This window comes from Aeromonas sp. 130281 (genome assembly GCF_056642115.1).
Map to the genome: position 1 here is coordinate 458613 of NZ_JBWVQS010000002.1, position 21592 is coordinate 480204.

At 65.1% G+C, this 21592-nt stretch carries 15 protein-coding genes and 2 tRNA genes; 5 read left to right on the forward strand and 12 right to left on the reverse strand.

Translation table 11 applies throughout. The annotated features are described in order from the left end of the window. Positions 1 to 55: 55 nt before the first annotated feature. The 8 genes from AC1IN8_RS09065 to AC1IN8_RS09100 all read right to left on the reverse strand — a co-directional run bounded on the left by AC1IN8_RS09065 (position 56) and on the right by AC1IN8_RS09100 (position 10000). A complete protein-coding gene (locus tag AC1IN8_RS09065) occupies positions 56 to 1060 on the reverse strand; it encodes an HAD family hydrolase (protein ID WP_479758671.1) in 1005 nt (334 codons plus the stop codon). Next, a complete protein-coding gene (locus tag AC1IN8_RS09070) occupies positions 1060 to 2421 on the reverse strand; it encodes a hypothetical protein (RefSeq protein ID WP_479758672.1) in 1362 nt (453 codons plus the stop codon). Before AC1IN8_RS09070 ends, AC1IN8_RS09065 begins: the two co-directional genes overlap by 1 nt. Continuing rightward, complete coding sequence (locus tag AC1IN8_RS09075) at positions 2418 to 4019, reverse strand: vWA domain-containing protein (RefSeq protein WP_479758673.1); 1602 nt, start codon at positions 4017 to 4019, stop codon at positions 2418 to 2420. The genes AC1IN8_RS09070 and AC1IN8_RS09075 overlap by 4 nt, the downstream gene beginning before the upstream one ends. Continuing rightward, positions 4016 to 5005, reverse strand: a complete 990-nt coding sequence (locus AC1IN8_RS09080; RefSeq protein ID WP_247626982.1) for a vWA domain-containing protein — start codon at positions 5003 to 5005, stop codon at positions 4016 to 4018. Before AC1IN8_RS09080 ends, AC1IN8_RS09075 begins: the two co-directional genes overlap by 4 nt. Further along, positions 4992 to 5495 (reverse strand): DUF4381 domain-containing protein, encoded by a 504-nt coding sequence (locus tag AC1IN8_RS09085; RefSeq protein ID WP_479758674.1) that lies wholly within the window; start codon positions 5493 to 5495, stop codon positions 4992 to 4994. Before AC1IN8_RS09085 ends, AC1IN8_RS09080 begins: the two co-directional genes overlap by 14 nt. Continuing rightward, complete coding sequence (locus AC1IN8_RS09090) at positions 5492 to 6448, reverse strand: DUF58 domain-containing protein (RefSeq protein ID WP_479758675.1); 957 nt, start codon at positions 6446 to 6448, stop codon at positions 5492 to 5494. Before AC1IN8_RS09090 ends, AC1IN8_RS09085 begins: the two co-directional genes overlap by 4 nt. 8 nt (positions 6449 to 6456) lie before the next feature. Beyond that, entirely contained in the window at positions 6457 to 7434 is a 978-nt protein-coding gene (locus AC1IN8_RS09095) for an AAA family ATPase (protein WP_479758676.1), read from the reverse strand. Positions 7435 to 7696: 262 nt separating this feature from the next. Continuing rightward, positions 7697 to 10000, reverse strand: a complete 2304-nt coding sequence (locus tag AC1IN8_RS09100; protein ID WP_479758677.1) for a tetratricopeptide repeat protein — start codon at positions 9998 to 10000, stop codon at positions 7697 to 7699. Positions 10001 to 10703: 703 nt separating this feature from the next. Here AC1IN8_RS09100 and AC1IN8_RS09105 point away from each other — a divergent pair. Further along, positions 10704 to 11498 carry a hypothetical protein gene (locus tag AC1IN8_RS09105; protein ID WP_479758678.1) on the forward strand — a complete coding sequence of 265 codons (795 nt, stop codon included), beginning with the start codon at positions 10704 to 10706 and terminating at the stop codon, positions 11496 to 11498. 308 nt (positions 11499 to 11806) lie between these two features. On the opposite strand, the gene AC1IN8_RS09110 is transcribed toward AC1IN8_RS09105, so the two are convergent. Next, entirely contained in the window at positions 11807 to 15244 is a 3438-nt protein-coding gene (locus tag AC1IN8_RS09110) for an ATP-binding protein (protein ID WP_342058153.1), read from the reverse strand. A gap of 248 nt (positions 15245 to 15492) precedes the next feature. Between AC1IN8_RS09110 and AC1IN8_RS09115 the strand changes: the two genes are divergently transcribed. Both AC1IN8_RS09115 and AC1IN8_RS09120 read left to right on the forward strand, forming a co-directional pair. Further along, positions 15493 to 15568, forward strand: a tRNA-Gly gene (locus AC1IN8_RS09115). Between the two features lie 57 nt (positions 15569 to 15625). Continuing rightward, positions 15626 to 15699 (forward strand) — tRNA-Cys (locus tag AC1IN8_RS09120). Between the two features lie 75 nt (positions 15700 to 15774). Here AC1IN8_RS09120 and AC1IN8_RS09125 read toward each other — a convergent pair. Beyond that, the gene (locus tag AC1IN8_RS09125) at positions 15775 to 16068 is read right to left on the reverse strand and encodes a hypothetical protein (protein WP_202046854.1); all 294 of its coding nucleotides are present in this window, start codon (positions 16066 to 16068) and stop codon (positions 15775 to 15777) included. Between the two features lie 214 nt (positions 16069 to 16282). On the opposite strand from AC1IN8_RS09125, the gene AC1IN8_RS09130 reads away from it, so the two are divergent. Continuing rightward, on the forward strand, positions 16283 to 16483 hold the full coding sequence (locus tag AC1IN8_RS09130; RefSeq protein ID WP_025327782.1) for a YbfA family protein: 201 nt from the start codon (positions 16283 to 16285) through the stop codon (positions 16481 to 16483). Between the two features lie 338 nt (positions 16484 to 16821). After that, positions 16822 to 17295, forward strand: a complete 474-nt coding sequence (locus tag AC1IN8_RS09135) for a DUF1203 domain-containing protein (RefSeq protein ID WP_479758679.1) — start codon at positions 16822 to 16824, stop codon at positions 17293 to 17295. A 100-nt stretch (positions 17296 to 17395) separates the two neighbouring features. Here the strand turns inward: AC1IN8_RS09135 and AC1IN8_RS09140 are convergent, their stop codons facing one another. Beyond that, positions 17396 to 20608 (reverse strand): ATP-binding protein, encoded by a 3213-nt coding sequence (locus AC1IN8_RS09140; RefSeq protein ID WP_479758680.1) that lies wholly within the window; start codon positions 20606 to 20608, stop codon positions 17396 to 17398. Positions 20609 to 20784: 176 nt separating this feature from the next. Beyond that, positions 20785 to 21552 carry a DODA-type extradiol aromatic ring-opening family dioxygenase gene (locus AC1IN8_RS09145; RefSeq protein ID WP_479758681.1) on the reverse strand — a complete coding sequence of 256 codons (768 nt, stop codon included), beginning with the start codon at positions 21550 to 21552 and terminating at the stop codon, positions 20785 to 20787. Between the last annotated feature and the right edge of the window lie 40 nt (positions 21553 to 21592).

The following is a 21592-nucleotide window of genomic DNA, read 5'->3' on the forward strand; positions in this document are numbered from 1 at the left end:
GATGACGGTGCGTCATCCCGAGACATCCTGCGGTCCTTCTCTACTTGCACTTACTCTACCTGGGCGACTCGAACGGATAGACACGGCGCCACTCTCTGGCCATGTCCACGACGGTCCAGTTACCCCTGTTCGCTGCACTCAACGCCTTGTCCAGGCGTCCAACCTTGCTGTTCCTGTCATAGGCCCATTCCCGTTTGGCATCGGTGTGATGCACCAGACCGGCGAAGCGCTTGCCTGCCCCCGCCATGGTCCATTGCAGCATCTGCAGGTCGCCATCCGAGTTGCCAAAGGCGAAGAGGGGGCGGCGACCTATGATGCGGTCTATGCTCTCCGGCTTGCCGACGCCGTCGTCGTTGTGCACCAGCTTGGGCAGACGCTGGATGCTGAGGCGACCCGCCTTCTCCTCGAAGCGGCTGCCGAGGGTGGTGCCTATCACCTGCTCTGGGGGGATGCCGTACACCTCCTCGGCGAAGGCGCGCATGAAGACCACCTCGCCCCCCGACACTATGTAGGTCTTGAAGCCGTTGGCCCGCAGGTAATCGAGCAGCTCCAGCATGGGCTGGAACACCATCTCGCTGAAACGGCGCCCCGTGGTGGGGTGGCGGGCGGTGTCGAGCCAATGCCGGGCATTCTGGATGAACTGCGCCGAGCTCATGCCGCTGTGGGTGGCGAGCACTATCTGGAGCAGGCCCGCCATGCCGCTCTTGGCCAGGGTCTGCTGATCCCCCTCCAGGGCGGCCTTGAAGGGCTGCTGTTGTTTCCATTCCGGGTGCTCAGGCGCCATCCGCTTGAGCTCGGACAGGGCAAACAGCACCTGGAAATAGGCGGGCTGCTCGCTCCACAGGGTGCCGTCATTGTCGAACACGGCGATCCGCTCGGCGGGGGCCACATAATCCTTGCCCCCTTCCGTCGTCACCGCGGTGACGAAGGCTTCGATGGCCTGGCGTGAGGGGCCATCCTGCCAGGAGGGGAGCGGATCGGCGGCCCGTGCCAGCAACGGCAGTACGAGCAGCAGCAAGGCACACCAGCGCATGAACGACAGCATGGGGGGATGACGCATTATGACCTCCTTGTATGACGACGATGATCCGGTTCATCCAGCCCAGGATTCAGTGGTTTCAAGGCATGGGGCCGGGATCGGCGATCGGTTGCTTCCATCATGGCCCCTTCGAGGGCCGGCACTATCTCCTCGACGAGGGCGGCGGTGGCGTCCTCTCCCGAGGGCTTGTTGTCAAGGCCGTAGTTGAGTCTGAAGAAGGCTAGCACAGGGTGGAGGAGACTCGTCGGGCCGCTCTTCAGCAAGGGGGCAATGGCCAGCAGCCCGCTGCGCCGCCTCACCCAGAGATAGAGTCCGCCCAGCTCGGCGGGTTGCTGCCGCAACTGGGTGCGTGCGAGGCGCAGTGCGTAGTCGGGGGAGTCGAGCCAGGCGAGCCGGCGGCTTGCCCGCCACCGCTGGAGGCGGCGCCACAAGGCTTGCAGCCGGGGCCGCACCAACCAGAGGAGGGCGACCGCCATCAGCCCCAGGCCAGCGAGCAGCACTCCCTTGCCGGCCAGGGTGATGCGGGCCTGCTGCCCCAGGGCGTGCAGATCCTCGCTGATGGAGAAGGGGGCCTGATAGGTGCCAGCTGCCGCGCTCAGGGCGACCTCGGGGACCGTCAGCTCCCGGGACTGGCCGCTGCCTGCATCCCACCAGATGAGCCGGATGGGGGGCAGGGTGAAGTGGCCGCTCTGCTCTATCACATAGCTGACCTTGTCCTCGCGCACGCCCCCCGTGGTGGTCCCGCGACCGTCGTCCATGGCCATCACACTGGGGGTCTGCACATAACGCCTGAGCCCCTTCACCGCCGCGAAGTGCGGCACCGGCAGCAACATGGCCTGGGCCCCCTCCGCTTCGATGCGCAGCTGACGCTGCACGCTGTCACCCACCCGCAGCGGGGTGTGAGAGCGCTGGATCTGCTGGGTGAAGCGCACCTCGTTGGCGACCAGCTGGGGCGTCTTGCCCCCATGAGGCAGGGCCCTGGCCTGGAAGCTCAGGGGCGGGCTGCTGAGGCTGACCGGCCCCGAGCCCTGCCCGGGCTGAACCTGGAACTGCAGGGGAGGGATCTCGAATGTCTGGGCAAGCTGAGGGGTGATGCGGTAGGTGAACCTCATGCCAAAGAAGGTCTTGCCATCGATCTGCTCGGTGAGATGGCTGGCCTCGCTGCTGGGGGGGGCAACCACGGCCCCCGCCAGCTGGAGGGGCGCCAGCACGGGGGCGGCGGTAAACCAGGTGTCCACCAGCAGATCCACTTCAAGATTGAGGGTGCCGCCCACGCTCACGCCGTCGGCGGGCACCAGCCTGCTCTGAATGCGGACCTCGGGCTCGGCTGCCTGGGCAAGGGCGCCGAGGCCGAGCAGCAGGATGAGCAGCAGGGCTCTCATGGGGCAGGCTCCGGCGTGCGCGCGCTGGCCGCATCCTGCAGCAGGAACTTGCGCCTGAGGAACTGGGCCGGCGAGGTGCTGAGGTTGTCGAGCCAGAGCTGATCCGAGCTGGCCTGGGGGGTCTGCTGCTGTTGCGCCTTGCCGCCCTTGGATGGGGTCTGGTCCTCCAGGGTCTGGTCGGCCTTCTCATCCGGCGTGCCGGCCTCCTGCTGATCCTCGTGATCCTGCTGGAGCGCCCGGGCCAACGCCAGGTTGGCCTTGGCCTCGGGGAAGTCGGGTTGCTGCTTCAGGGCCTGTTGATAGGCGAGGATCGCCTCCGGGAACTTGAACAGCTTCACATAGGTGTTGCCGAGGTAGAAGTAGGCATTGGCCGTGTCCAGCCGGGCCAGGCTGGCCTGGGCGAGATCGAAGTCGGCGGCCAGGTAGGCCGAGAGCCCTTTCCAGTAGGGATCCTTGAAATGGGCCGCCGCCTCGGGATAGTGACCCTGCTCGAAGGCCCAGCGGCCCTGTTGATCCGGGGTGAAGAAAGCGTCGGCCAGGGCGTTGGCGTGCGTCGGCGCAGACGCCGTGCCCAGGAGCAGCATCAGCAACACGCCCCCCAGCCAGTGCACCTGCCAGCCCCGGCGCACGCAGCACAGGGCGATCAGTGCCAGGGGCCAGCACAGCCAGTAACCGGCATCCTGCCAGTGGATCTGCTGATCATCTCCCTGGGCCGCCTGAAAATGCTGCTGGGCGTGCAGCCCAATCCAGTCGAGATCGTCATCGTCGAGGGTCAGGCTGCCCAGGGGGGCATTGGCGGCGCTGGCCAGCCCCTTGAGGGCGGACTCGTCGAAGCGGCTCACCAGGGGGCGGCCGTCAGGCCCTGTGCGGGGCTGATCCTTCGCATCGCGGATCAGGGGGCCATCCTGGCTGCCTACCGCCAGGACCAGCACCTGAAGCTGACTGCCCGCGAGGCGCTTACGGATGGCATCAAACTGGCTGGGGTCGGCGCCGTCGGTCAGCAGGACCAGGGTGCCGGGGGAGTGCTCGGCGGCCAGCAAGCGCTGGGCCTCATCGATCACCCCCAGCACGTCCTTGCCGGGACTGGGCATCAGATCGGTGGCCAGCGCCTGGACGAAGGTGTCCAGCAGGGCCGGATCCTCGGTCGCGGGCAACACCAGGTGTGCGCTGCCGGCATAGGCGATGAGGGCGGTGCGGGCACCGGCCCGGCGCTGGACGAGGTCGTGCAGCTTGTGGCGGATGGCGGCGAGCCGGGTCGGCGGTACGTCATCGGCATCCATGGAGGCGGAGAGATCCACGGCGAGGATGAGCGGGGCCCGATCGTCGAGGAAATCGGGGATATCTTGTTGCCAGGTGGGGCCGGCGGCGGCCAGCCCCCCCAGTACCAGCAGGCTGGCCAGCAGGTGTATGGGATGCAGGGTGCGCTCCCTGGCCGGGGTGATGACCAGGGATGCCACCAGATGGGGGGCTATGATGCCGCGCAGCTGCCGCTTGATGTCGTGGCGACGCAGCCAGAGCAGCGGCAGCACTATCCCCGGCACCATCAGCAGCAGCCAGAGGGGGCGCAGGAAATGGAAGGCCGCCAGATCGATCGTCATGACTCCTCCTCGATACGGGAGGGGGGCGTGCGCCTGCCGAGCAGGGCGGCCAGGAGGTGGCACACCAGCAGCAACAGCAGGCTGGCCCCCAGCGGCCACCAGAACAGGTCGCGCTTGGGCTGGTGGCTGAAGGTCTTCACCCTATGGGGTGTCAGCTCGTCCAGGGCGGCATAGACAGCGTGCAACGCCTGGCGATCGTCGGCCCTGAAGAAACGTCCGCCCGTGGTGTTGGCGATCTCCATCAGCACCTGCAAGTCGACCCTGGCATCGCCGCTGGCCGCCGGATCGCCTATGCCAATGGTGTGCACCCTGATCCCCCGGTCACGGGCCAGCTGGGCTGCGTGGGCCGGGGTGATGGCGCTGCCGGTATCATTGCCGTCCGTCAGCAGGATCAGCACCTTCTCTCTCTCCCGGGTCTTCTCCAGCAGCTTGATGGCCAGACCAATGGCGTCCCCGAGCGCCGTATTGGGGCCCGCCATGCCGATGCCGACCTCATCGAGCAGCAGTTGCAGGCTGGCGTGATCCAGGGTCAGCGGCGCCTGGGGGTAGGCGCCGGTGCCAAAGACGATGAGGCCGAGGCGATCCTCCTTGCGGCGCTGGATGAAGTCCTGCACCGCCCCCTTCACCGCGCTCAGGCGATCGCTCTGGCGGCCATCCGGGGTGGTGTAATCCCGGGTCTCCATGGACTGGGAGATGTCGATGGCCAGCATGATGTCGCGGGTGGGGCTGTCATGGCGAATGGGGGGCTCGATCAGCACGGGGCGGGCGCAGGCCGTCACCAGCAGCGCCCAGACCAGCAGGTTGAGGCCAAGCTGCCAGCGCCCCCCGCCCAGGGTGCGGGGAGACTGGCCCAGGGCCTGGTCCATGGCGGCGAAGAAGGGCACGCGCAGGGCACTGCGGGCGGCGCGATAGGGGGGCAGATAGCGGTAGGCCAGCCAGGGCAGGGGCAGCAGGAGCAGTGCCCAGGGGGCGTCAAACTGCCACATGATGCTCTCCTATCCAGCGTCGGCTGAGCTGGAAGATCTCATCGATGCGGCCGTGGGGGATGTCCAGCACCCGGCTGGACGGGGCATAGGCCAGGGTGAACAGATCCTCGGCAAAATGGGAGGGCAGGGGGAAGGGGGCGCTGCGGGCCAGGAATGCCATCCAGGCGTCGCCACCGAGCGGCCGGGCACCCTCGCCGCCGGGCATGGAGATCGCCACCCGCTTGAGCAGACCGGGCAGTGCCCGCAGTGCCGCCAGACGGGATTGGGGATCGGCGAGGGAAAGACGCAGCTCTTCTAGCCGTGCCTGCGCCTCCCGGCGGTAGCGATCGCGCCGCCATTGCCACCAGCGGCGCCCTCCCCAGAGCAGGAGCAGGGAGAGGACGATCAGCAGCAACAGCAGCCAGCCCCAGGTCTGGGGCAGATAGCTGACCGGGGGCGTGGGAATGGCCAGCTCCCTGAGCTGGGCTATGTCGGGGACCTGGGCCGTCATCGCGCGCTCCCGGTCAGGCGGCCGAGCTCCAGGCGCAATTGCCCCAGCACCTCCTCCCCCGTGCTGAACATCATCAGGGGCACCCGACTGCGACGCAGCAGCTCGGCCACGTCCCGCAAACGACCTGAGAGGAAGTCGCCGAGCGGCCCGTGCACCTGGCGCTTGTCCACCTGCAGCTCCCGTTGCACCGAGCCCTGGGTGATGGTGATCCTGCCCTTGTCGGGGAATTGCAGGGCGATGGGGTCATAGACCTGCATGGCGATCACGTCGTTGTGGGCGCTGAGCTGGCGCAGCAGCTGCAAGGTCTGATCGCCGGCACCGGCGAAGTCGCTGATGATGCAGATGAGGTGGTCGTGGCCGGCACTGGCGAGGCAGTGGCGCAATACCGTGTCTAGCCTGTCCGGCTGGCCGGCCTCCGGCAGGGCGGCATGGAGGGCGTGATTGGCGCGGATCACGGCGGCGCACAGGGCTTCGATGCGGGCGCGGCTGCGCTGGGGGCGGATATGTTCCAGCGTCTCATCGCCAAAGACCAGGCCACCGACCCTGTCGCCGGCATGAAATGCCATCCAGGCGCAGAGGGAGGCCAGCTGGGCCGCCGCCACCGACTTGAAGCAGTGGCGGGAGCCGAAATACATGTTCATCCGCTGATCCACCAGCAGCAGGGCCGGGCGGTCGCGCTCCTCGGTAAAGGTGCGCACGAAGGGTTTGCCGTAACGCAGGGTGGCGCGTGCGTCCAGGTGACGAAGGTCATCCCCGGGGGTGTAGTTGCGCAGCTCGTCGAAGCTCAGGCCGCGCCCCCGCAGGCGGGAGGCATGGGCGCCCGAGAGAATGCTCGACAGGGGCTGGCGGGAGAGGAAGCTGAGCCCGCGGCTGTGGTGCTCCAGCGCCATAAGCTGGGGAAGGGAGGCATATACGAAGCCATCTGGCGGGGGCAGACCCGTCTCTGCTGTCATGGTGCTCCCTAGGCCGGAATGGCCACCTTGTCGAGCAGCCGGTCGATGACATCATCCCCATTGACCCCGTCGGCGATGGCATCGTAGGAGAGCTGCAGCCGGTGGCGCAGCACCGGGTGCACCACGGCGCGAACGTCATCGGGCGAGACGAACTCGCGCCCTGACAGCCAGGCTTGCGCCCGGGCGACCCTGTCCAGGCTGATCCCGCCCCGCGGGCTGGCGCCGATGGCGATCCAGCGGGCGAGATCGGCATCCACCTCGGCCGGGTGGCGAGTGGCATTGATGAGGGCCATCAGGTAGGTGTCGATGGCCTCGGAGACATGGATGGCCGCCACCTCGCGCCTCGCCGCGAAGATGACCTCCTGGGGCAGGTGGCTCGGTTGGGGATGTTCCCCCGCCTGCTGCCGATCCTCGCCCCGGATCAGGCGCAGGATGCGGATCTCGTCCTCCACCTTCGGGTAGTCCAGTTGCAGCTTCATCAGGAAGCGATCCATCTGGGCTTCCGGCAGCGGATAGGTGCCCTCCTGCTCTATGGGGTTCTGGGTGGCCAGCACCATGAACAGAGAAGGCATGGGGTAGCTCTGCCCCGCCACCGTGATCTGGCGCTCCTCCATGGCTTCGAGCAGGGCGGCCTGCACCTTGGCGGGGGCGCGGTTGATCTCGTCGGCCAGGATGACGTTGCCAAACAAGGGGCCCTGCTGGAAGCTGATCCTGTTGCCGCTGGGGGTCTGCTGGAGGATTTCGCCCCCGGTGATGTCGGAGGGCAGCAGATCCGGGGTGAACTGGATGCGGCTCATCTGCGCATCGAGGTGGGTCGCCAGTGCCTTGACGGTGCGAGTCTTGGCGAGCCCGGGCAGGCTCTCCAGCAACACATGGCCGTTGGCCAGGAGCCCAAGCAGCACGTGGCGTATGGTATCGGCCTGACCGAATACCAGCTCGGCGACATTGGCCTCCAGCTGGGCAATCTGTTCGCGTGTCGTCACCATTCCATTCCTTGGCAGAGTGAGGTTCGCTCATCGACGGCATCCCCATGGGACGGCGCGATGAGCCGTCAGATCCAGACTAACAAGCTTTTTGTTAACAACTGAACAACCATAACACAGCATCTCGGCGCTATCGTAGTGAGAACATTACTGTTTCTCAATTACCCATTTGTGACGCCGAGTACTGACGCAGACGCCAGGTTCGCGCCAGGCCAGGTCGCCAGGGGGACGCAGAATGGGGTATGAATGCTCCCCATTCCGAGGATCACTTGGTCCAGTAGGGCTCGATGGCCAGCAGCCTGGGATCCTGCGGGGCGGCCTTGCGCATCCGCTTGACGTATCCGAAGGCTTCCTCCTGTTCACCGGCAATGGCATGCAGGTAGATCAGGGTGTAGAGCAAGTCGGGATCGTCCGGCGCCTGCGCCAGCCCTGCCCGCAGGGCGGCCAGCGCCTCCTCGCGCCGGTTCAGCTGGGAGAGCAGCAGACCCTGGTTGTAGCGGATCCGCACGTTGCCCGGCAGTTCGGTGGCGGCCTTGTCCAGCCAGTCGACCGCCTCTTCGGTCTTGCCCCGCTCCACCAGCAGCAGCGCCAGCATGTAGGCGAGATTGCCATGGTCGGCGATGGGCATCTTGTCCAGGGCGACGCCGCCGCGCAGCAGGGTTTCCGCCTCATCCAGCTGCTGGGCCGCGCTGGCGAGGGTCACCAGGTTGACCCGGGCAGGCACGAAGTAGGGATCCATCCGCAGGGCCTGGCGATACTCGTCCATCGCCTCCTGCTGGCGCCCCTGGCGCGAGAGCAGCACCGCCAGATTGAGGCGCCCGCCCGGCAGATCCGCATTGCCACGCAGGCGCCGCTCATAGTCGGCTAGCTGGTGCTGGAATCCTGCCCGCTCGGCCTCGGGCAAGCGCTCCGGCGGTATGTCGGCGAGAGCCCTGATGGCCTCGTCCCGCACCGCCAGGGTCGGGTCCCGCAGCAAGGGGAGGAGGTCGTCGAGTCGCGCCATGGGGGGCGTGTTGGCAAAGCCGGAGACGGCATAGGCCCGCACTAGGGCACTCTCGTCCTTGAGGGCGAGACGCAGCTCAGGGATGGCAGGCAAGCCGAGGTCGGCCAGCTGCTCGGCCGCGGTGGCCCGCACTATGGCGGGCTTGTTCTTGTCCGCCAGCAAGGGGGGGAGCAGGGCAAGGGGAGAGCCCTGGCCGCTTTGCACGGCGTGGAAGCTCTCCCCGTAGTGGGGGGGCCGTTTGGGTTTGCCATACCAGGTGTCGATGGCCTTGGCCGCCCAGGCGGGCTCCTTGTCCTGATGACAGGCGGTACAGGCATCCGGGCTGCCGGTCCTGGCTGCGAGATCAGGGCGCGGGATGCGCAGGCTGTGGTCACGGCGCGGGTCGACCACCATGTAGGTCTTGGTCGGCATGTGGCAGTTGACGCACTGGGCTCCGGCGCTGCCCGGCTCATGGTGATGGTGGGCCTTGCTGTCGTACTCCCTGGACTGCAGGCTCGGGAAGCGGCTGGTCGGGGGCTGGGGATTGTGGCACTGGAGGCAGAGGCCGTTGCCCTCCAGCTTGACCTTGGTGGTGTGGGGGTTGTGGCAATCGGTGCAGCCCACCCCGGCGGCGGACATCTTGCTCTGGACGAAGGAGTCAAACTCGTAAACCTCGCCATCTATCTGGCCATCCGCATGATAGAGGGAGGCCCGCAGCGTGGTGGGCAGGCTCTGATCCAGCTGCGGATGACCCGGCTGCTGACCGGTTCCCAGCCCTTGCCGCCGGCTGTGGCAGAAGGCGCACTGCTCCACCTGTCCCTTGCTGTCGAGCGCTCTGGTATCGACGCCGAGACCATAGTGATCATCCGGTGCCTTGGCGCTGCCGCCCGCCTTGTGCTGATTGGCCCAGGTCACATGGCTCTGGCTCGGGCCGTGACAGGCCTGGCAGCCGACGGTCTGCTCGTGCCAGATGGTGGTGAAGCTGTCGTGCTTGTCGTCGTAGCCCTTGTCGAGGGCGGTGGAGTGGCAATCCGCGCACATGGCGTTCCAGTTCTGGTAACGCCCGGTCCAGTGCAGGGGATCGCTGGTGGCAAAGCGCTGACCGGGATAGAGGGAGAACCAGCGCTGCCCGCCTTCCTCTTTCGGACGGCTATCCCAGGCCAGGGTCAGGGCCTGCAGCCGACCGCGGGAGAGGGCGACCAGGTATTGCTGCAGCGGATCATGGCCGAAGGTGTAGAGGATCTTGACGTCTACCGGCTTGCCGTCTTCCCCCTCGAGATTGGCGAAATAGTCCTCTCCCTTGCGAAAGAAGCGGGCCTTGACGCCAGCCTCGTCGAAATGGGCGTCGTTGAAATCCCCCAGCACGTTGTCAGGGGTGGCGTGGCGCATGGCCCAGGCATGGTCGGACCCCTTCCACTGGGCCACCTGGCTGTCGTGACAACCGAGGCAGCTCGCCTCGGCGGCATAACCCTCGGCCTTGGCGGCCAGCCGAGGGAGCTGACCTGGGCTGGTTGGCTCCGCTACGGCATGGGCCAGGGTGGCGATACACCAGATCCCCCCCCAGAGGGCGGATAACAAGACTGTCATGACCCTGCGCGGCAACCCGCCCTGATTACGCCTCTCCCTCACTGATCGCTCCTTGATCCTGTATCACCCCGGATCTGGCTGCTTGCCAGTGTCCGGGATGGTGCTCCCCTGCCGCTCGGCATCGAGGTCGCTGGCGTGGTCATGTGTCCGACATGACTGATTTTTCTGGTTATTTAACTATCACTAAGCGCCAGGACCATCAAGCGCTAAATGGAAACCTGGCCGTGATCTCGTCAACGCAGGCGGTGACGAGGTCGTGGCGAAGAGGCTGCTGGCGGCCTTTTGCCGTCCGCTTGCAGGGCCGACACCTTGGCTCCCGAACGGCTCGCTGGCGCCTTCTCAAGGCGCATGGAGCAGAGGAGAGCGTCTGGGGTAAATGCCAGAGGAAACAAGCCCCTGGACAGGGCCAAGGCCCCCGGATGGGGGGAGGATTCAGGCCAAGTTCAGCGCGACTCCGGTATGGTGCTCGGCGTCGATGGGAGGCAACGAATGGCAAGCGAGGTGGCTGCAAGCCGAGCCCTGCCCGTTTCTCTTCAAGCCCGCCAGGGCGCGGGGGAACGGCTATGGGGTGACATCCTGATCCGGGCCTGCTCTCACGGACTACACCCATTTTCTGCCGCGCCGAGCGGCCGCCCCCATGCCGGTCCACGACCTTTTTCTGCCGCACCGGCGCCCCTCATTCTCATGCCGTCCAGGAGGACATATGACCGAAGGCCATCTGCGCAAGTGCAACCCTGCCTCCCTCATTCGCCAGATAGGGATAGGTCTGGCGGCAGGCGCCCTCTGCTTGCTGATGTTGAGCTATGTGAGCCCCACGGCTCGGCAGGACGAGCCCGAGGTGGGGGAGGCCGCTACGGATCAGGTCAGTGGCGCCAGAGCGACGTTGATCCCGCCGGCTGAAACCGGGTTCCTGCCTTCTGCTCCCGAGTCGATCGAACGGCAGGTCGACGGTGCGGCTGGCAAGCCGACCCCCATGCTGGGTATGCCGGCCAGCGGCGCCCTGCCGATCGTGGCCGAAGAGGTCGTGCAGCCTGAGCCGCCAATAGCTGCCCCCTCGGCGCCTCTGGTTGAGGTCGAGCCTGCCGCAATCCCCGAGCCCGTGTCCACGCCTGCCCCGGAGCCTGTGTCCAAGCCGGCAGCGAAATCGCAGTCTAAACCAGCCACCGTGCCCGAGCCGCAAGGCAAGGCGCCCGGCAAGGTCAACCTGACGCCCGCCAGCGTCCTGCACCAGAAGAACATCACCCACCTCAGCATCCAGCTGATGGGAGCGAGCAGTCTGGATGCCGTAGCGCAGTTTGTGCGCGTCAATCGGCTCGCCGACCAGGTGTGGATCTATCGCACCAACTACCATGGCAGTCCCTGGTATGTGGTGCTGAAAGGGGATTATGTCGGCCTGAGCCAGGCGCAGGCAGCCGTTCGCCAGCTGTCGCCAGCTCTGCGGAAGGCACAGCCCTGGCCCAAATCCTTCGCCCAGGTGAATAGAGAATTGAAGCCATAAGCCATAAGCCGGGTGACAGGGGATAGGCCTGAGTGAACAGCCTCATCCCATGGGCGTTGGGCTACCGGCACCCTTGGGGGGAGGTGAGCGTTGGCTGACATCGGGTAGGCTGTATGCCCTCGTTCGGGATGTGCCGGACCGCTTGCTGAGTCGCAGCGCCGGAGCAGCCCCTTAGCCCCAATGGCACAACGTCTAAAACACCACACCCGCGTCATTCGCGGGTGTGGTGTTTTTGGCATGTCATCTGCTCGATATCTCGGGCTCATGTCGTCAACGGAAGAGAGGCCACCCGAGATAGCAGCAGAACCTCAGCCCTTGCGGCTGGCGAGCTGGCGCAGCAGCTGGGTGCTCTGGTGCAGGCTCTGCTGCTGCACTTCGCTCAAGGGGCACTGCTTGAGCACGTATTCGGCGCTGGCCACCACCGTCTTCCAGCGGGGCGCCTTGGGCAGGGTGTCCAGGCTCAGGTATTTGTCGAGGGTGCGGGTCTGGGGACTGGATCTGTCCATGTAGACTCGCCACAGCTTGCTCTTCTCCGCCAGCACTATCTTGCCCTTGCCGGTGCTCTGCTGCCAGGTCTCCAGGGTGAGGCGCATGGTGTCCACCAGAGCCCGGCGCAGGGGCTCGTCATCCTGCTGGCGAATGAGGTTGTCCGCCAGCGATCGGAATTCGCCGCCCAGTCGGCTCAGCTCTCCCAGCAACTGGCCGTCTTCGATGATGGCCTGGCGCGACAGGCTCTTGAGGGCGTTCTCCAGAGCCATCACCCTGTTGTCGTCCTGGCGCTGCTCGGTGCTGAGGGTGAGGGCGAAGGCGTGCTGACCCCCCAGGCTGATGGGCAGGGCACGGGCATTGAGCCCGTCCTTCTGGCCCGCCACCAGGAAGCTCAGATCCTGCTCCGGCCGCGCCGCCATGTCGGGCCACTGGCTCGCCAGCGGGGTCGCCAGCCACTCGTCCAGCGGCAGCCCCTCCATGGCTTCCGGCTCCTGGCCCAGCAGGCGGGCCAGGGCCCGGGAGGCAAACAGCACCACCCCTTGCTCGTCGATGAAGACCATGGGGTCGGCCCCTTCCCCGAGCAGCGCAAGCAGCCGCTCCTGATCCTGATGCAGCTGGGCCTGCAGCCGCAGGCGGTGCTCTATCTCCTGCTTGAGCAGGTGATTCTCCACCAGGGAGGCGCGGCCGGCGCTGGCCTCCAGCAGGGCCCTGACCCGGGCAAACAGCTCCTCCTTGCAGAAGGGTTTCACCAGGTAGTCGTTGGCCCCGGCGTTGAAGCCCTCTTCGATCTCCTTGGGCTGGTTGAGGGCGGTGAGCAGCAGCACCGGCAGCTTGTCCTTGGGATGCTGCTGGCGCAGGCGGCGGCAGACGTCGAAGCCCGACAGGGTCGGCATCATCACGTCCAGCAGGATGAGGTCCACCGGCTCCTGGGCCAGCTTGGCCAGGGCGTCGTGGCCGTCGCTGCTCGGCAGTATGCGGTAGCCGCAGGGTTGCAGCAGGTGGCGGAGGATATGCAGGTTGATGGGCTCGTCATCCACCACCAGGATGAGGGGCGCGCCAGGTGGGGGCGGGGGCAGATCGTCGCTCTCCCAGTCCGGCAGTATCAGGGGCTGCTGGCGCATCAGCTGATGCTCTATCTGGCGGCTGTCGAGCGTCAGGCTGCCCGCCTTGCCGCTGGCCAGCGGCAGGGTGAAGGCGAAGGTGGAGCCGACGCTCGGCTCGCTCTCGACGAACAGCTCACCCCCCATCAGGTGCACCAGCTGACGGGTGATGGAGAGGCCAAGGCCCGCCCCCTGCTTGCTCACTTCCGGGCTCATCTGCACCAGGGGTTCGAAGATGTGTTCCAGATGATCTTTGGCGATGCCGATGCCGGTGTCTGTCACCCTGATGCGCAGGAAGTTGCCCTCCACCAGGGCGCTCAGCACCACCTTGCCCTGGGGGGTGTACTTGATGGCGTTGCCCACCAGGTTGTAGAGCACCTGCTCGAGGCGCTGTTCGTCCGCCAGCACCGGAGGCAGCTCCGCCGGGCTTATGTCCACCAGGGTGAGGGGCTTGGCCTGCACCAGGTGCTGGCAGAGATCCAGCACCAGCCGGATCACCCCCTTGGAGGAGACGGGCTGGGGGTGGATCTCCAGCTGGCCGTAGCGCATCTGGTGGTAGTCGAGCAGATCGTCCACCAGCCGGGCCAGGCCGTCGGCGCTCTTGATGATGAGGCCGAGCTGCTTCTGCTGCCCCTCGGTCAGATCCTGCTGGCTGGCGAGCATGGACTCGGCCATCCCCTTGATACCGTGGATGGGGGTGCGCAGCTCGTGGGAGGTGTTGGCCAGGAGCTCGTCTTTGAGCTTGTCCGCCTGTTGCAGGCTGAGGTTCTGCTTGTGGGTCAGCTTGACCTGCTGTTGCAGCTCCTGGGTCTGGCGTTCGATGAGCTCTATCTTGTCCTTCACCGAGCGCTGCATGTGGCGGAACGCCTGGGCCAGGCGGTCTATGTCGTCGTCGGTGCGCGGTATGGTGATGGGGTGCTCCAGGGCGCCATCCGCCACCTGCTCGGCGGCGGCGGTGAGGGAGCGAAGGGGCGCCGTGATGGAGTGGGAGAGCCAGCGGGAGAAGAGGATCAGCAGCAGCAATGAGCCCGCCCCCAGCAGGATCACCAGCGTCTCAAGCTGGCGTATGGGGGCATAGGCCTCGCTGGTGGAGATCTCGGCGATGAAGGCCCACTCGGTGTCGAATACCTTGACCTGGGTGTAGGCGGCCAGCACCTCGTCGTCGTGATAGGAGAGGAAGGGGCCGACCCCCTGCTCGCCGGAGAGGGCCTTGATGACGAGCGGGGTCTGCAGCGGCCGGAAGTTGGGGCTGAAGCTGTTCTCCACACTGAATTCGGGGGCCAGCCAGGCGTTGGCGCGCATCCGCTTGTCCGGGCCTATGAGGATGGTCTCGCCGGTCTCGCCGAGCCCCTCCCGCTCCGCCATGATCTGGTTGAGCTTGTCCGGCAGCAGCTCGAAGATCACCACGCCGCGCACATAGTCGTACTGCATCACGGGGGCGGCCAGATAGGCGACCACCTGGCCGGTCAGCTCGTTGCGGCCAAAGTCGGTGAACTCGAAGATCTGCTGGGGCTTCTGGCCGCCGTCGAGGCGACGCTTGATCTTGGCGAAGGTGTTGCCAAGACCGCTGGCCTGATAGGGGCCGGAGAGCAGGTTGGTGGCGAAGTTGGGGTGCTTGGTGACCGAGTAGACTACGTCACCGTTGAGATCCACCAGGAAGATGTCGCTGTAGTTGGACTTGCGCACCATGTCGGCGTAGCCGCGGTGAAAGCGCTGGTGCACCCGGCCATACATCTCGTCAGCGAGGATCAGGGCGCTGATGGACGGCTCTATGTCCACCTGGCTGTCCGGCTGTTGCAGCTTGTCCCAGGAGCCGGGCACATAGCGGGCCTGGGCGCGGGCGCGGGCCTCCTGCGGCGTGGTGCCGAGCTTTTCGAAGGCCCCGGTGAAACCGTAGAAGCGACCGATACTGTTGCCGGCAAAGTCCTGCTGGGAGAAGTTGATGATCTGCTCCTTGAGGTTGCCGAAGTAGTCTTCCAGCTGGCTCTTCTTGATGTTGCGCACCGACACCAGATGGTTGGACGTCTGGGTGGTGAGATCCTTGCCGTGGCTGTAGAGGAAAAACAGGGTGACGACCAGGAAAGGCACCAGGCCCAACATGAAGAAAGCCAGCATCAGCTGCGGTCTGAGCCCACGAGGCCTGAAGATCCATTTCATGGTGTGAATTTCAATTGAGAATCCAGTTACTAAGCGGCTTGAGTTTCTGACTAAAGACTAACTATTTCAATGGCTTTATCTTAAATTCGCTCGTCGGGTCACAGGGAATGGCGGGAATTTCGACCAAGGCGTTTAAAGCCTGAGCAAACGCTCCAAAAAAGCGCTCAAAGTCATAAAAAAGGGTTGTGCCCGGGCTCGGGGTACGTATAATGCGCCTCGTTGTCAGGCAACTGGCATCATGCAGTCAGGCGGGAATAGCTCAGTTGGTAGAGCACGACCTTGCCAAGGTCGGGGTCGCGAGTTCGAGTCTCGTTTCCCGCTCCAATTTTCCATCGCACCAACGATGGAACTCACTTTCAAGACAATCAGTCTTGTCAGCATGGCGCGTTAGCAAAGCGGTTATGCAGCGGATTGCAAATCCGTTTAGTCCGGTTCGACTCCGGAACGTGCCTCCATCTTCTTCCTCGGTTTCATTCTTGTTCCATGCCAGGTTTCATCCCAAGAACCTCTTTCGGCATATCCCCTTGCGTTCAATATCCTTGCTGGGTCAATAACAGCTCGCAGCCCTGATGGCGCCACTCTCTTTGCAGATAGTGACTTATCTCGTCGAGGGATTGCCCCCGATACTGAAGTTGCAGCTCGGCGGCGTGGTCGGTCAGATCGGCCATCTTCTGCTTCAGTTGACCGCATTGCCACAGGCTGACGACAGGCACCCCCTGATACGCCAGCGTGATGGCGTCGTTCTGGTTGAGCCGCCACTCCTGCCACTGTGACCAGGCGAGCAGACCCAGTACGCTCAGGACAGCAATGTCTGCCAGTTTCATGCGCTTCTCCCCCCATTAACCTACCCATGTTCTAACTCTTGCCCAAGGCGTGGTTTTTGCCAGCCTTGTTACTCTTTGGTTAAATAATGTAACCCAGTTTCACTTTCTGGTTTTTAGGCGGTTTTTTTATAAAAAAGTGGGCTTGTTGGTGTAGTAATCCTACAGATTGTGGAGTAATCTTTGCTCAGTGGTCTTACCAGCGAGGCGTTAAATCATGTTTCATCCCTTCTCCCTGACTCAGATAATCCTTCGCCGCATCTTCGTACTGATGGTGGGTCTGCTCGCCTTCCCTGTGATGCTGTTTCGCCGCGATCGCGCCCGCTTCTACAGCTACCTGCACCGGATCTGGAACAAGACCAGCACCAAGCCGGTGTGGCTCAAGATGAGCGAACGGGGTGAGCGGATCTTCTACTGATCCCCGTCGCGTGACCTGCCTCGCCCGGCCTATGCCGGCGCAAAAGGAAGGCAGGACGCACCTCCCGATACAAAAAACCGACACCACTGGTGTCGGTTTTTTTATGGGTATCGAACAGCCACAGTACGCCTTGCGGCTGGTCGCAGGCCCGGCGCTGGCTCCCATCTCATCCCATCTTCGCTCTCTTCACTCCACCCCTCAGAAGGGGCCGCCAAGTACCGCACAGCAGAGCCCGCGCCATTCGGGTGCCGGCAGAAATAGGATTGCCTGACCGGAAATGGCCAGCATAGGGCCACGCCATGGCTAACATGGTGTCTTTGATCAGAGGGAGTGCCGCGATGAACACCGATTTCAGGATTCAGGGGTTAGAGAAGGGTCTGTTTGCACGCTTCATGGCGATGAGCGAGGAGGAGCTGCAGGGCATCAACGCAAGATGGGTGACGGCCGATGCCAGACCCGGTTACCCGTGCCGGGTTTCCCTGCAGGATGCCATGCCGGGGGAGAGGGTACTGCTGATCCACTTCCTGCACCATGACGTCGACTCTCCCTATCGGGCAGGGGGACCCATCTTTGTGCGCGAACACGCCGACACTGCGGTGCTGGGTGTCAATGAGATACCGGAGATCCTGCCTGGGCGCCTGCTCTCGGTCAGGTCCTATGACAGGGCGCACATGATGATCCACGCCCAGACCATTCAAGGCAGTGAATTCGAGCGAGCCATTCGTCAGCAGCTGTCGAATGGGGCGGTCGCGTACATGCAGGTACACAATGCCAGCCCGGGTTGTTTCAGCTGTACCGTCAGCCGTGCCTGAGCCAGCTCTGGTTCATGCACCGCCCAAGGCGCAGCCCTGTCTTCAGGGCGGGTCGTGCTCCTTGCCCCGCCGGACAACCGCTTCTCTTGCGAAATGGCGCCTATGCCTCCCGGCCGAGTTCGGCCAGCGCCGCGCGCAGGCGGGCGAGACCTATGGGTTTGAACAGGCAGTCGTTCATGCCGGCGGCCAGGCAGAGCTCCCGCTCCCGGGGCAAGGCGTGGGCGGTAAAGCCCCAGACTGGCAACTCATGGCCACGGGCACGCAGGTTGCGCGTCAGGTCGAAACCATCCATCACCGGCATCTGGCAGTCGGTGATAACGAGATCGAAGGGGTGGCTGCCGACGGCGCGCAGGGCCTCCAGCCCGTTGCTGCGCACGCAGACGTCGTGTCCCAGGTGCTTGAGCTGCTGGCGCAGCAGGATCTGGTTGGCATGGTTGTCATCCACCACCAGTATCCGCAGCCGGGGCCCAGGCTCCCGGGGGGGGAGGGGAGCCATCACCAGCGGGAGACCCGGCGCCGCCAGCGTCAGGGGCAGCCTTATCTCGAGGCGGGTCCCCCGTTCCGGCTCGCTGTCGACACCTATCTCTCCCCCCATCATCTGGCACAGGATCCGGGCGATGTTCAGACCGAGGCCGCTGCCCGGGTACTGCTCGGGGGAGTGCGCCCGGTAGAAGGGGGTGAACAACCGGGGCAGCTTGTCCGCCGCAATGCCGACCCCGGTATCTGCAATGACGAGGTGCAGCACGGGGGCGGGCAGGGTGTCTCCCGCCAGGGTGGCGCTGATGCTCACCTCGCCCTGCTCCGTGAACTTGATGGCGTTGCCGATCAGGTTGAAAAGGATCTGGCGCAGCCGAAGGGCATCGATCATCACGGTCGGCAGGGGGGCGTCGGGCAACTCGACGCGATAGCGCACTCCTTTCTGCCCGGCCATGCCCCGGAATACCCGGGTGACCGATTCCAGCAGCGGCGTGAGTTCGCAGGGGGTCGGGGTCAGGATCATCTGGCCCGCCTCTATGCTGGCGATATCCAGGGTATCCCCCAGCAGATCCAGCAGACCGTGGGCCGAGTCCGCGGCGATGCGCAGCAGCTCGGCGCTGTGACGACTGAGGGCGGGATCCTCGGTGGCCAGCTCCAGCATGCCGAGGATGGCGTTCATGGGGGTACGGATCTCGTGGCTCATGGTGGCGAGGAAGTCGCTCTTGGCCCGGCTGGCGCTGTCGGCCTGCAGCTTCGCCTGGCGCAGGGCTTCTTCCAGCTGCTTGCGGTCCGTGATGTCGATCCAGCCGTCGATCACCCCGCTGATGGTGCCCTCGGCATCGAAGTAGGGCACCATCCAGTGATAGATGTCGATCTGCCTCCCTTCGCGGTTGAAAATCCGATCGGCGAAGATGGGCTGGCCTTGCTGCAGCACCTTGGCGAAGTCCCGCTCCAGGGCGGCGATGCTCTGGGGGTCGATCCGCCCTTCCAGTCCCTGGACGAAGGGGTGCCCCATGACGTCTTCCGGACGGGCACCGAGCTGGGCCAGGTATTTGCTGTTGCACAGCAATACCTTGCCGACCTTGTCCCGCACCACTATGGGGTGGGGCTGGCTCTCCCCCAGCGCCCGGATGAATCTCACCTGGGCCTCCAACTGCTGGCGGGAGGCTTGCTCGGCGCGGGCCAGCCCCTTGAGCATGAGGTTGCGATAGAACAGCACCAGCGCCAGGGCGAAGAGCACCGCAAACAACAGGTAGAAGGCGTGGGCGTGGCGCTCCATGAAGCCGGGCTTCGGCAGTTTGCGGTTGCGCCACTCGTAGCTCACCATGGCCAGCTCGTTGGGCGGGATGGCGAGCAGAGTCTTGTCGAGGATCCCCATCAGCATCTCGTTGCCGGGCAGGCTGGCAAAGCCCATCAGGATGGATTCCTCATCGGCGGGGCCGGCGATGCGCAGCCGGGTTTGCGGATCGTTGTCCAGGGCATGGCGGGCAAAATAGAGCGGGACTATGGCGGCGTCCAGTCTGCCTCCCTCGACGGCCTGCATTGCCTCCTCGGCGCTCTCCATGGTGATGAGCCTGCTGCCCTCGAGCTCATCGGCGAGTGGATTGTAGCGGGTCATCCCTACGCGCCTGCCCGCCAGACCCTGCAGCGAGCCCATGCTCTCCTCGCCCTGATGGGTGAGGATCACGTAGATGTCGTCCGTGGCATAGGGGACCGAGGGGCGCAGGCCATAGCGCTCGGCCACGGGCCGGGAGATGGCACCGATGAGATCGAGGCGCCCCGAGCGGATGGCCTCGTCCCGCTGCCGGTCGGAGTCGAAGCGGATGAACTCGAAGGAGAGGCCGGTGCGCTTGCTCACCTTGGCCAGCATGTCGACCGTCATGCCGGTGAGCTGGCCGTCGTGATCCAGGGCGCCATAGGGGTAGAGGTTGTCCATCAGCCACACCCTGATGGGGGGCGACTGGCGCATCCAGGCAAGCTCCACGGCGTCATAGCGCTCGCTCGCGCCGTCATTCATGTCACGAATGGGCCCGTTCCACTGACTGAAGATGGCATTGCGGGTTCCCTCGTCGATGGCGTCCAGGCCGTGGTTGATGAGGCCGAGCAGGGCCGGGGAGCGGGTGGCGAGCGCGAAGCGAAAGTCGGCCGGAGCCAGACTGGGCTGTGCCTCGCCACGTTGCCTGAGGTGGTCGAAGCGCTCGCTGTTGAGGTAGTGCATGGCGTGGGCGTCGCTGAGCAGTATCTCCTGGCGGCCGAAGAAGACGGCGTCGAAAGCCTCCGCATTGGAGGGATGGGTTACCAGGGTGAGAGTGGGGTAGTAGAGCCTGAATCGCTGCGCGTCTATCTGGCCCTTTACGGCGGCGACGCGCTGGCCCGGTGTCAGCAGGGGGCCCTGGTGCGGCTTGGGGGCCGAGAAGACCAGGGGGCTGCTGAAGTAGGGCCTGCTGAGCCGGATCCCGGAGGCCTCCGTGTCCGCCAGGGTCAGGTTGCCGAGGTTGACCAGATCGATCTCTCCCCGGCGCAGGGCGAGCAGGGCGCTCTCCTTGTCGGCGAAGGGGCACAGCGCCAGTGGCTTGTGCAGCATCTTGGCGAGGATGCCGAGGTAATCGGCGGAGATCCCCTCGAATCGACTCTGGGAGACGATCATGCTGAAGGGGCGATAGTCCTGCTCGAGGAGGCCGACTCGCAGCAACTTGGCTTGCCGCAGCCAGTCTTGCTCGGCCTTGGACCAGCCGGGAGGGGCTATCTCGGAGTCGTGACGGCTGTGCAGCGTCAACGCCAGCGCAGGCTGGATGATCAGCAGACAGAGCAGGATCAGTGATCGATAGAGATTCATCATGCCACCAGGAACGGGGCAGCCATCCTTGCCGCATTTCACCCAAAGGCGGTCATTCTACCGGAAAATGGCTATAACGAGTCCCCTGTTTGGACGCAGCAGGCATGAAAGGCACAAAAATGGCGGCCTGATCCGCCATCTGTGCCCAGGATCTGCCGCCCTGGGCGGTGCCGGGATCAGCCGAACCGGTAGGCCCCCATGTAGAGGCTGCCATAGTCCCAGCTCTGGTGCAGTCGAGTTGGCCTGTCGCTTCCCGCCGCCCCGAGTGCCACGAACAGCGGACGCAGGTGATCGTCGTGCGGATGGGATTCCACCGCGCCCGGAGCCCGGGCCCGATAATCTTCCAGCGCCGTTCTGTCCCCCTGCTCCATGGTCTGCTCCAGCCAGCTGACGAAGCTGCTCGCCCAGCCCGGCACCGGGCTGTCGTCCGGCCCGAGTGCCCGCAGGTTGTGGGTGATGGCGCCGGAGGCGAGGATGCCTATGCCCTGTGCGCGCAGGCCCTGCAACGCCTCCCCCAGTTGCCACAGCTGGGCCGGGGTGAAGCCGGCCGGAATGGAGAGCTGCACCAGGGGGATCTCGCTTTGGGGATCCATCAGGGAGAGGGGTGACCAGACTCCGTGATCCAGCTCGCGATGCACCGGGGTGGCGGGCAGGCCGGCCAGCAGCAGCTGATCGTCCACCGCCTCCTGCAGCCACTGGGGGCTCCTCGCTGGCCAGCGGATCTGATAGAGGGGCTCGGGGAAGCCATAGAAGTCGTACATCAATGCCGGGCTCGGCTCGACGTTGAGCTGCAGCTCGCTGCGGCTGAACCAGTGTGCCGAGAGAACCACCAGCCCCCTGCTGCCCTCAAGGCGCAGCTGTTTCAGGAACCGGGTAGCAGGCTGATCCCGCAGGACCAGATCCGGGGCGCCGTGGGAGATAAACCAGACGGGGGCGATAGCCATAGCGAGACTCCTATCAATGATGCCGGCACGCAGCGCATGG

Bases quoted from the DNA above. Each gene is read 5' to 3' on its own strand.
- AC1IN8_RS09085 (WP_479758674.1), bottom strand. From the start codon at position 5,495: ATGACGGCCCAGGTCCCCGACATAGCCCAGCTCAGGGAGCTGGCCATT.
- AC1IN8_RS09075 (WP_479758673.1), bottom strand. From the start codon at position 4,019: ATGACGATCGATCTGGCGGCCTTCCATTTCCTGCGCCCCCTCTGGCTG.
- AC1IN8_RS09095 (WP_479758676.1), bottom strand. From the start codon at position 7,434: ATGGTGACGACACGCGAACAGATTGCCCAGCTGGAGGCCAATGTCGCC.
- AC1IN8_RS09070 (WP_479758672.1), bottom strand. From the start codon at position 2,421: ATGAGAGCCCTGCTGCTCATCCTGCTGCTCGGCCTCGGCGCCCTTGCC.
- AC1IN8_RS09135 (WP_479758679.1), top strand. From the start codon at position 16,822: ATGAACACCGATTTCAGGATTCAGGGGTTAGAGAAGGGTCTGTTTGCA.
- AC1IN8_RS09090 (WP_479758675.1), bottom strand. From the start codon at position 6,448: ATGACAGCAGAGACGGGTCTGCCCCCGCCAGATGGCTTCGTATATGCC.
- AC1IN8_RS09100 (WP_479758677.1), bottom strand. From the start codon at position 10,000: ATGACAGTCTTGTTATCCGCCCTCTGGGGGGGGATCTGGTGTATCGCC.
- AC1IN8_RS09080 (WP_247626982.1), bottom strand. From the start codon at position 5,005: ATGTGGCAGTTTGACGCCCCCTGGGCACTGCTCCTGCTGCCCCTGCCC.
- AC1IN8_RS09145 (WP_479758681.1), bottom strand. From the start codon at position 21,552: ATGGCTATCGCCCCCGTCTGGTTTATCTCCCACGGCGCCCCGGATCTG.
- AC1IN8_RS09125 (WP_202046854.1), bottom strand. From the start codon at position 16,068: ATGAAACTGGCAGACATTGCTGTCCTGAGCGTACTGGGTCTGCTCGCC.
- AC1IN8_RS09065 (WP_479758671.1), bottom strand. From the start codon at position 1,060: ATGCGTCATCCCCCCATGCTGTCGTTCATGCGCTGGTGTGCCTTGCTG.
- AC1IN8_RS09130 (WP_025327782.1), top strand. From the start codon at position 16,283: ATGTTTCATCCCTTCTCCCTGACTCAGATAATCCTTCGCCGCATCTTC.
- AC1IN8_RS09110 (WP_342058153.1), bottom strand. From the start codon at position 15,244: ATGAAATGGATCTTCAGGCCTCGTGGGCTCAGACCGCAGCTGATGCTG.
- AC1IN8_RS09140 (WP_479758680.1), bottom strand. From the start codon at position 20,608: ATGAATCTCTATCGATCACTGATCCTGCTCTGTCTGCTGATCATCCAG.
- AC1IN8_RS09105 (WP_479758678.1), top strand. From the start codon at position 10,704: ATGACCGAAGGCCATCTGCGCAAGTGCAACCCTGCCTCCCTCATTCGC.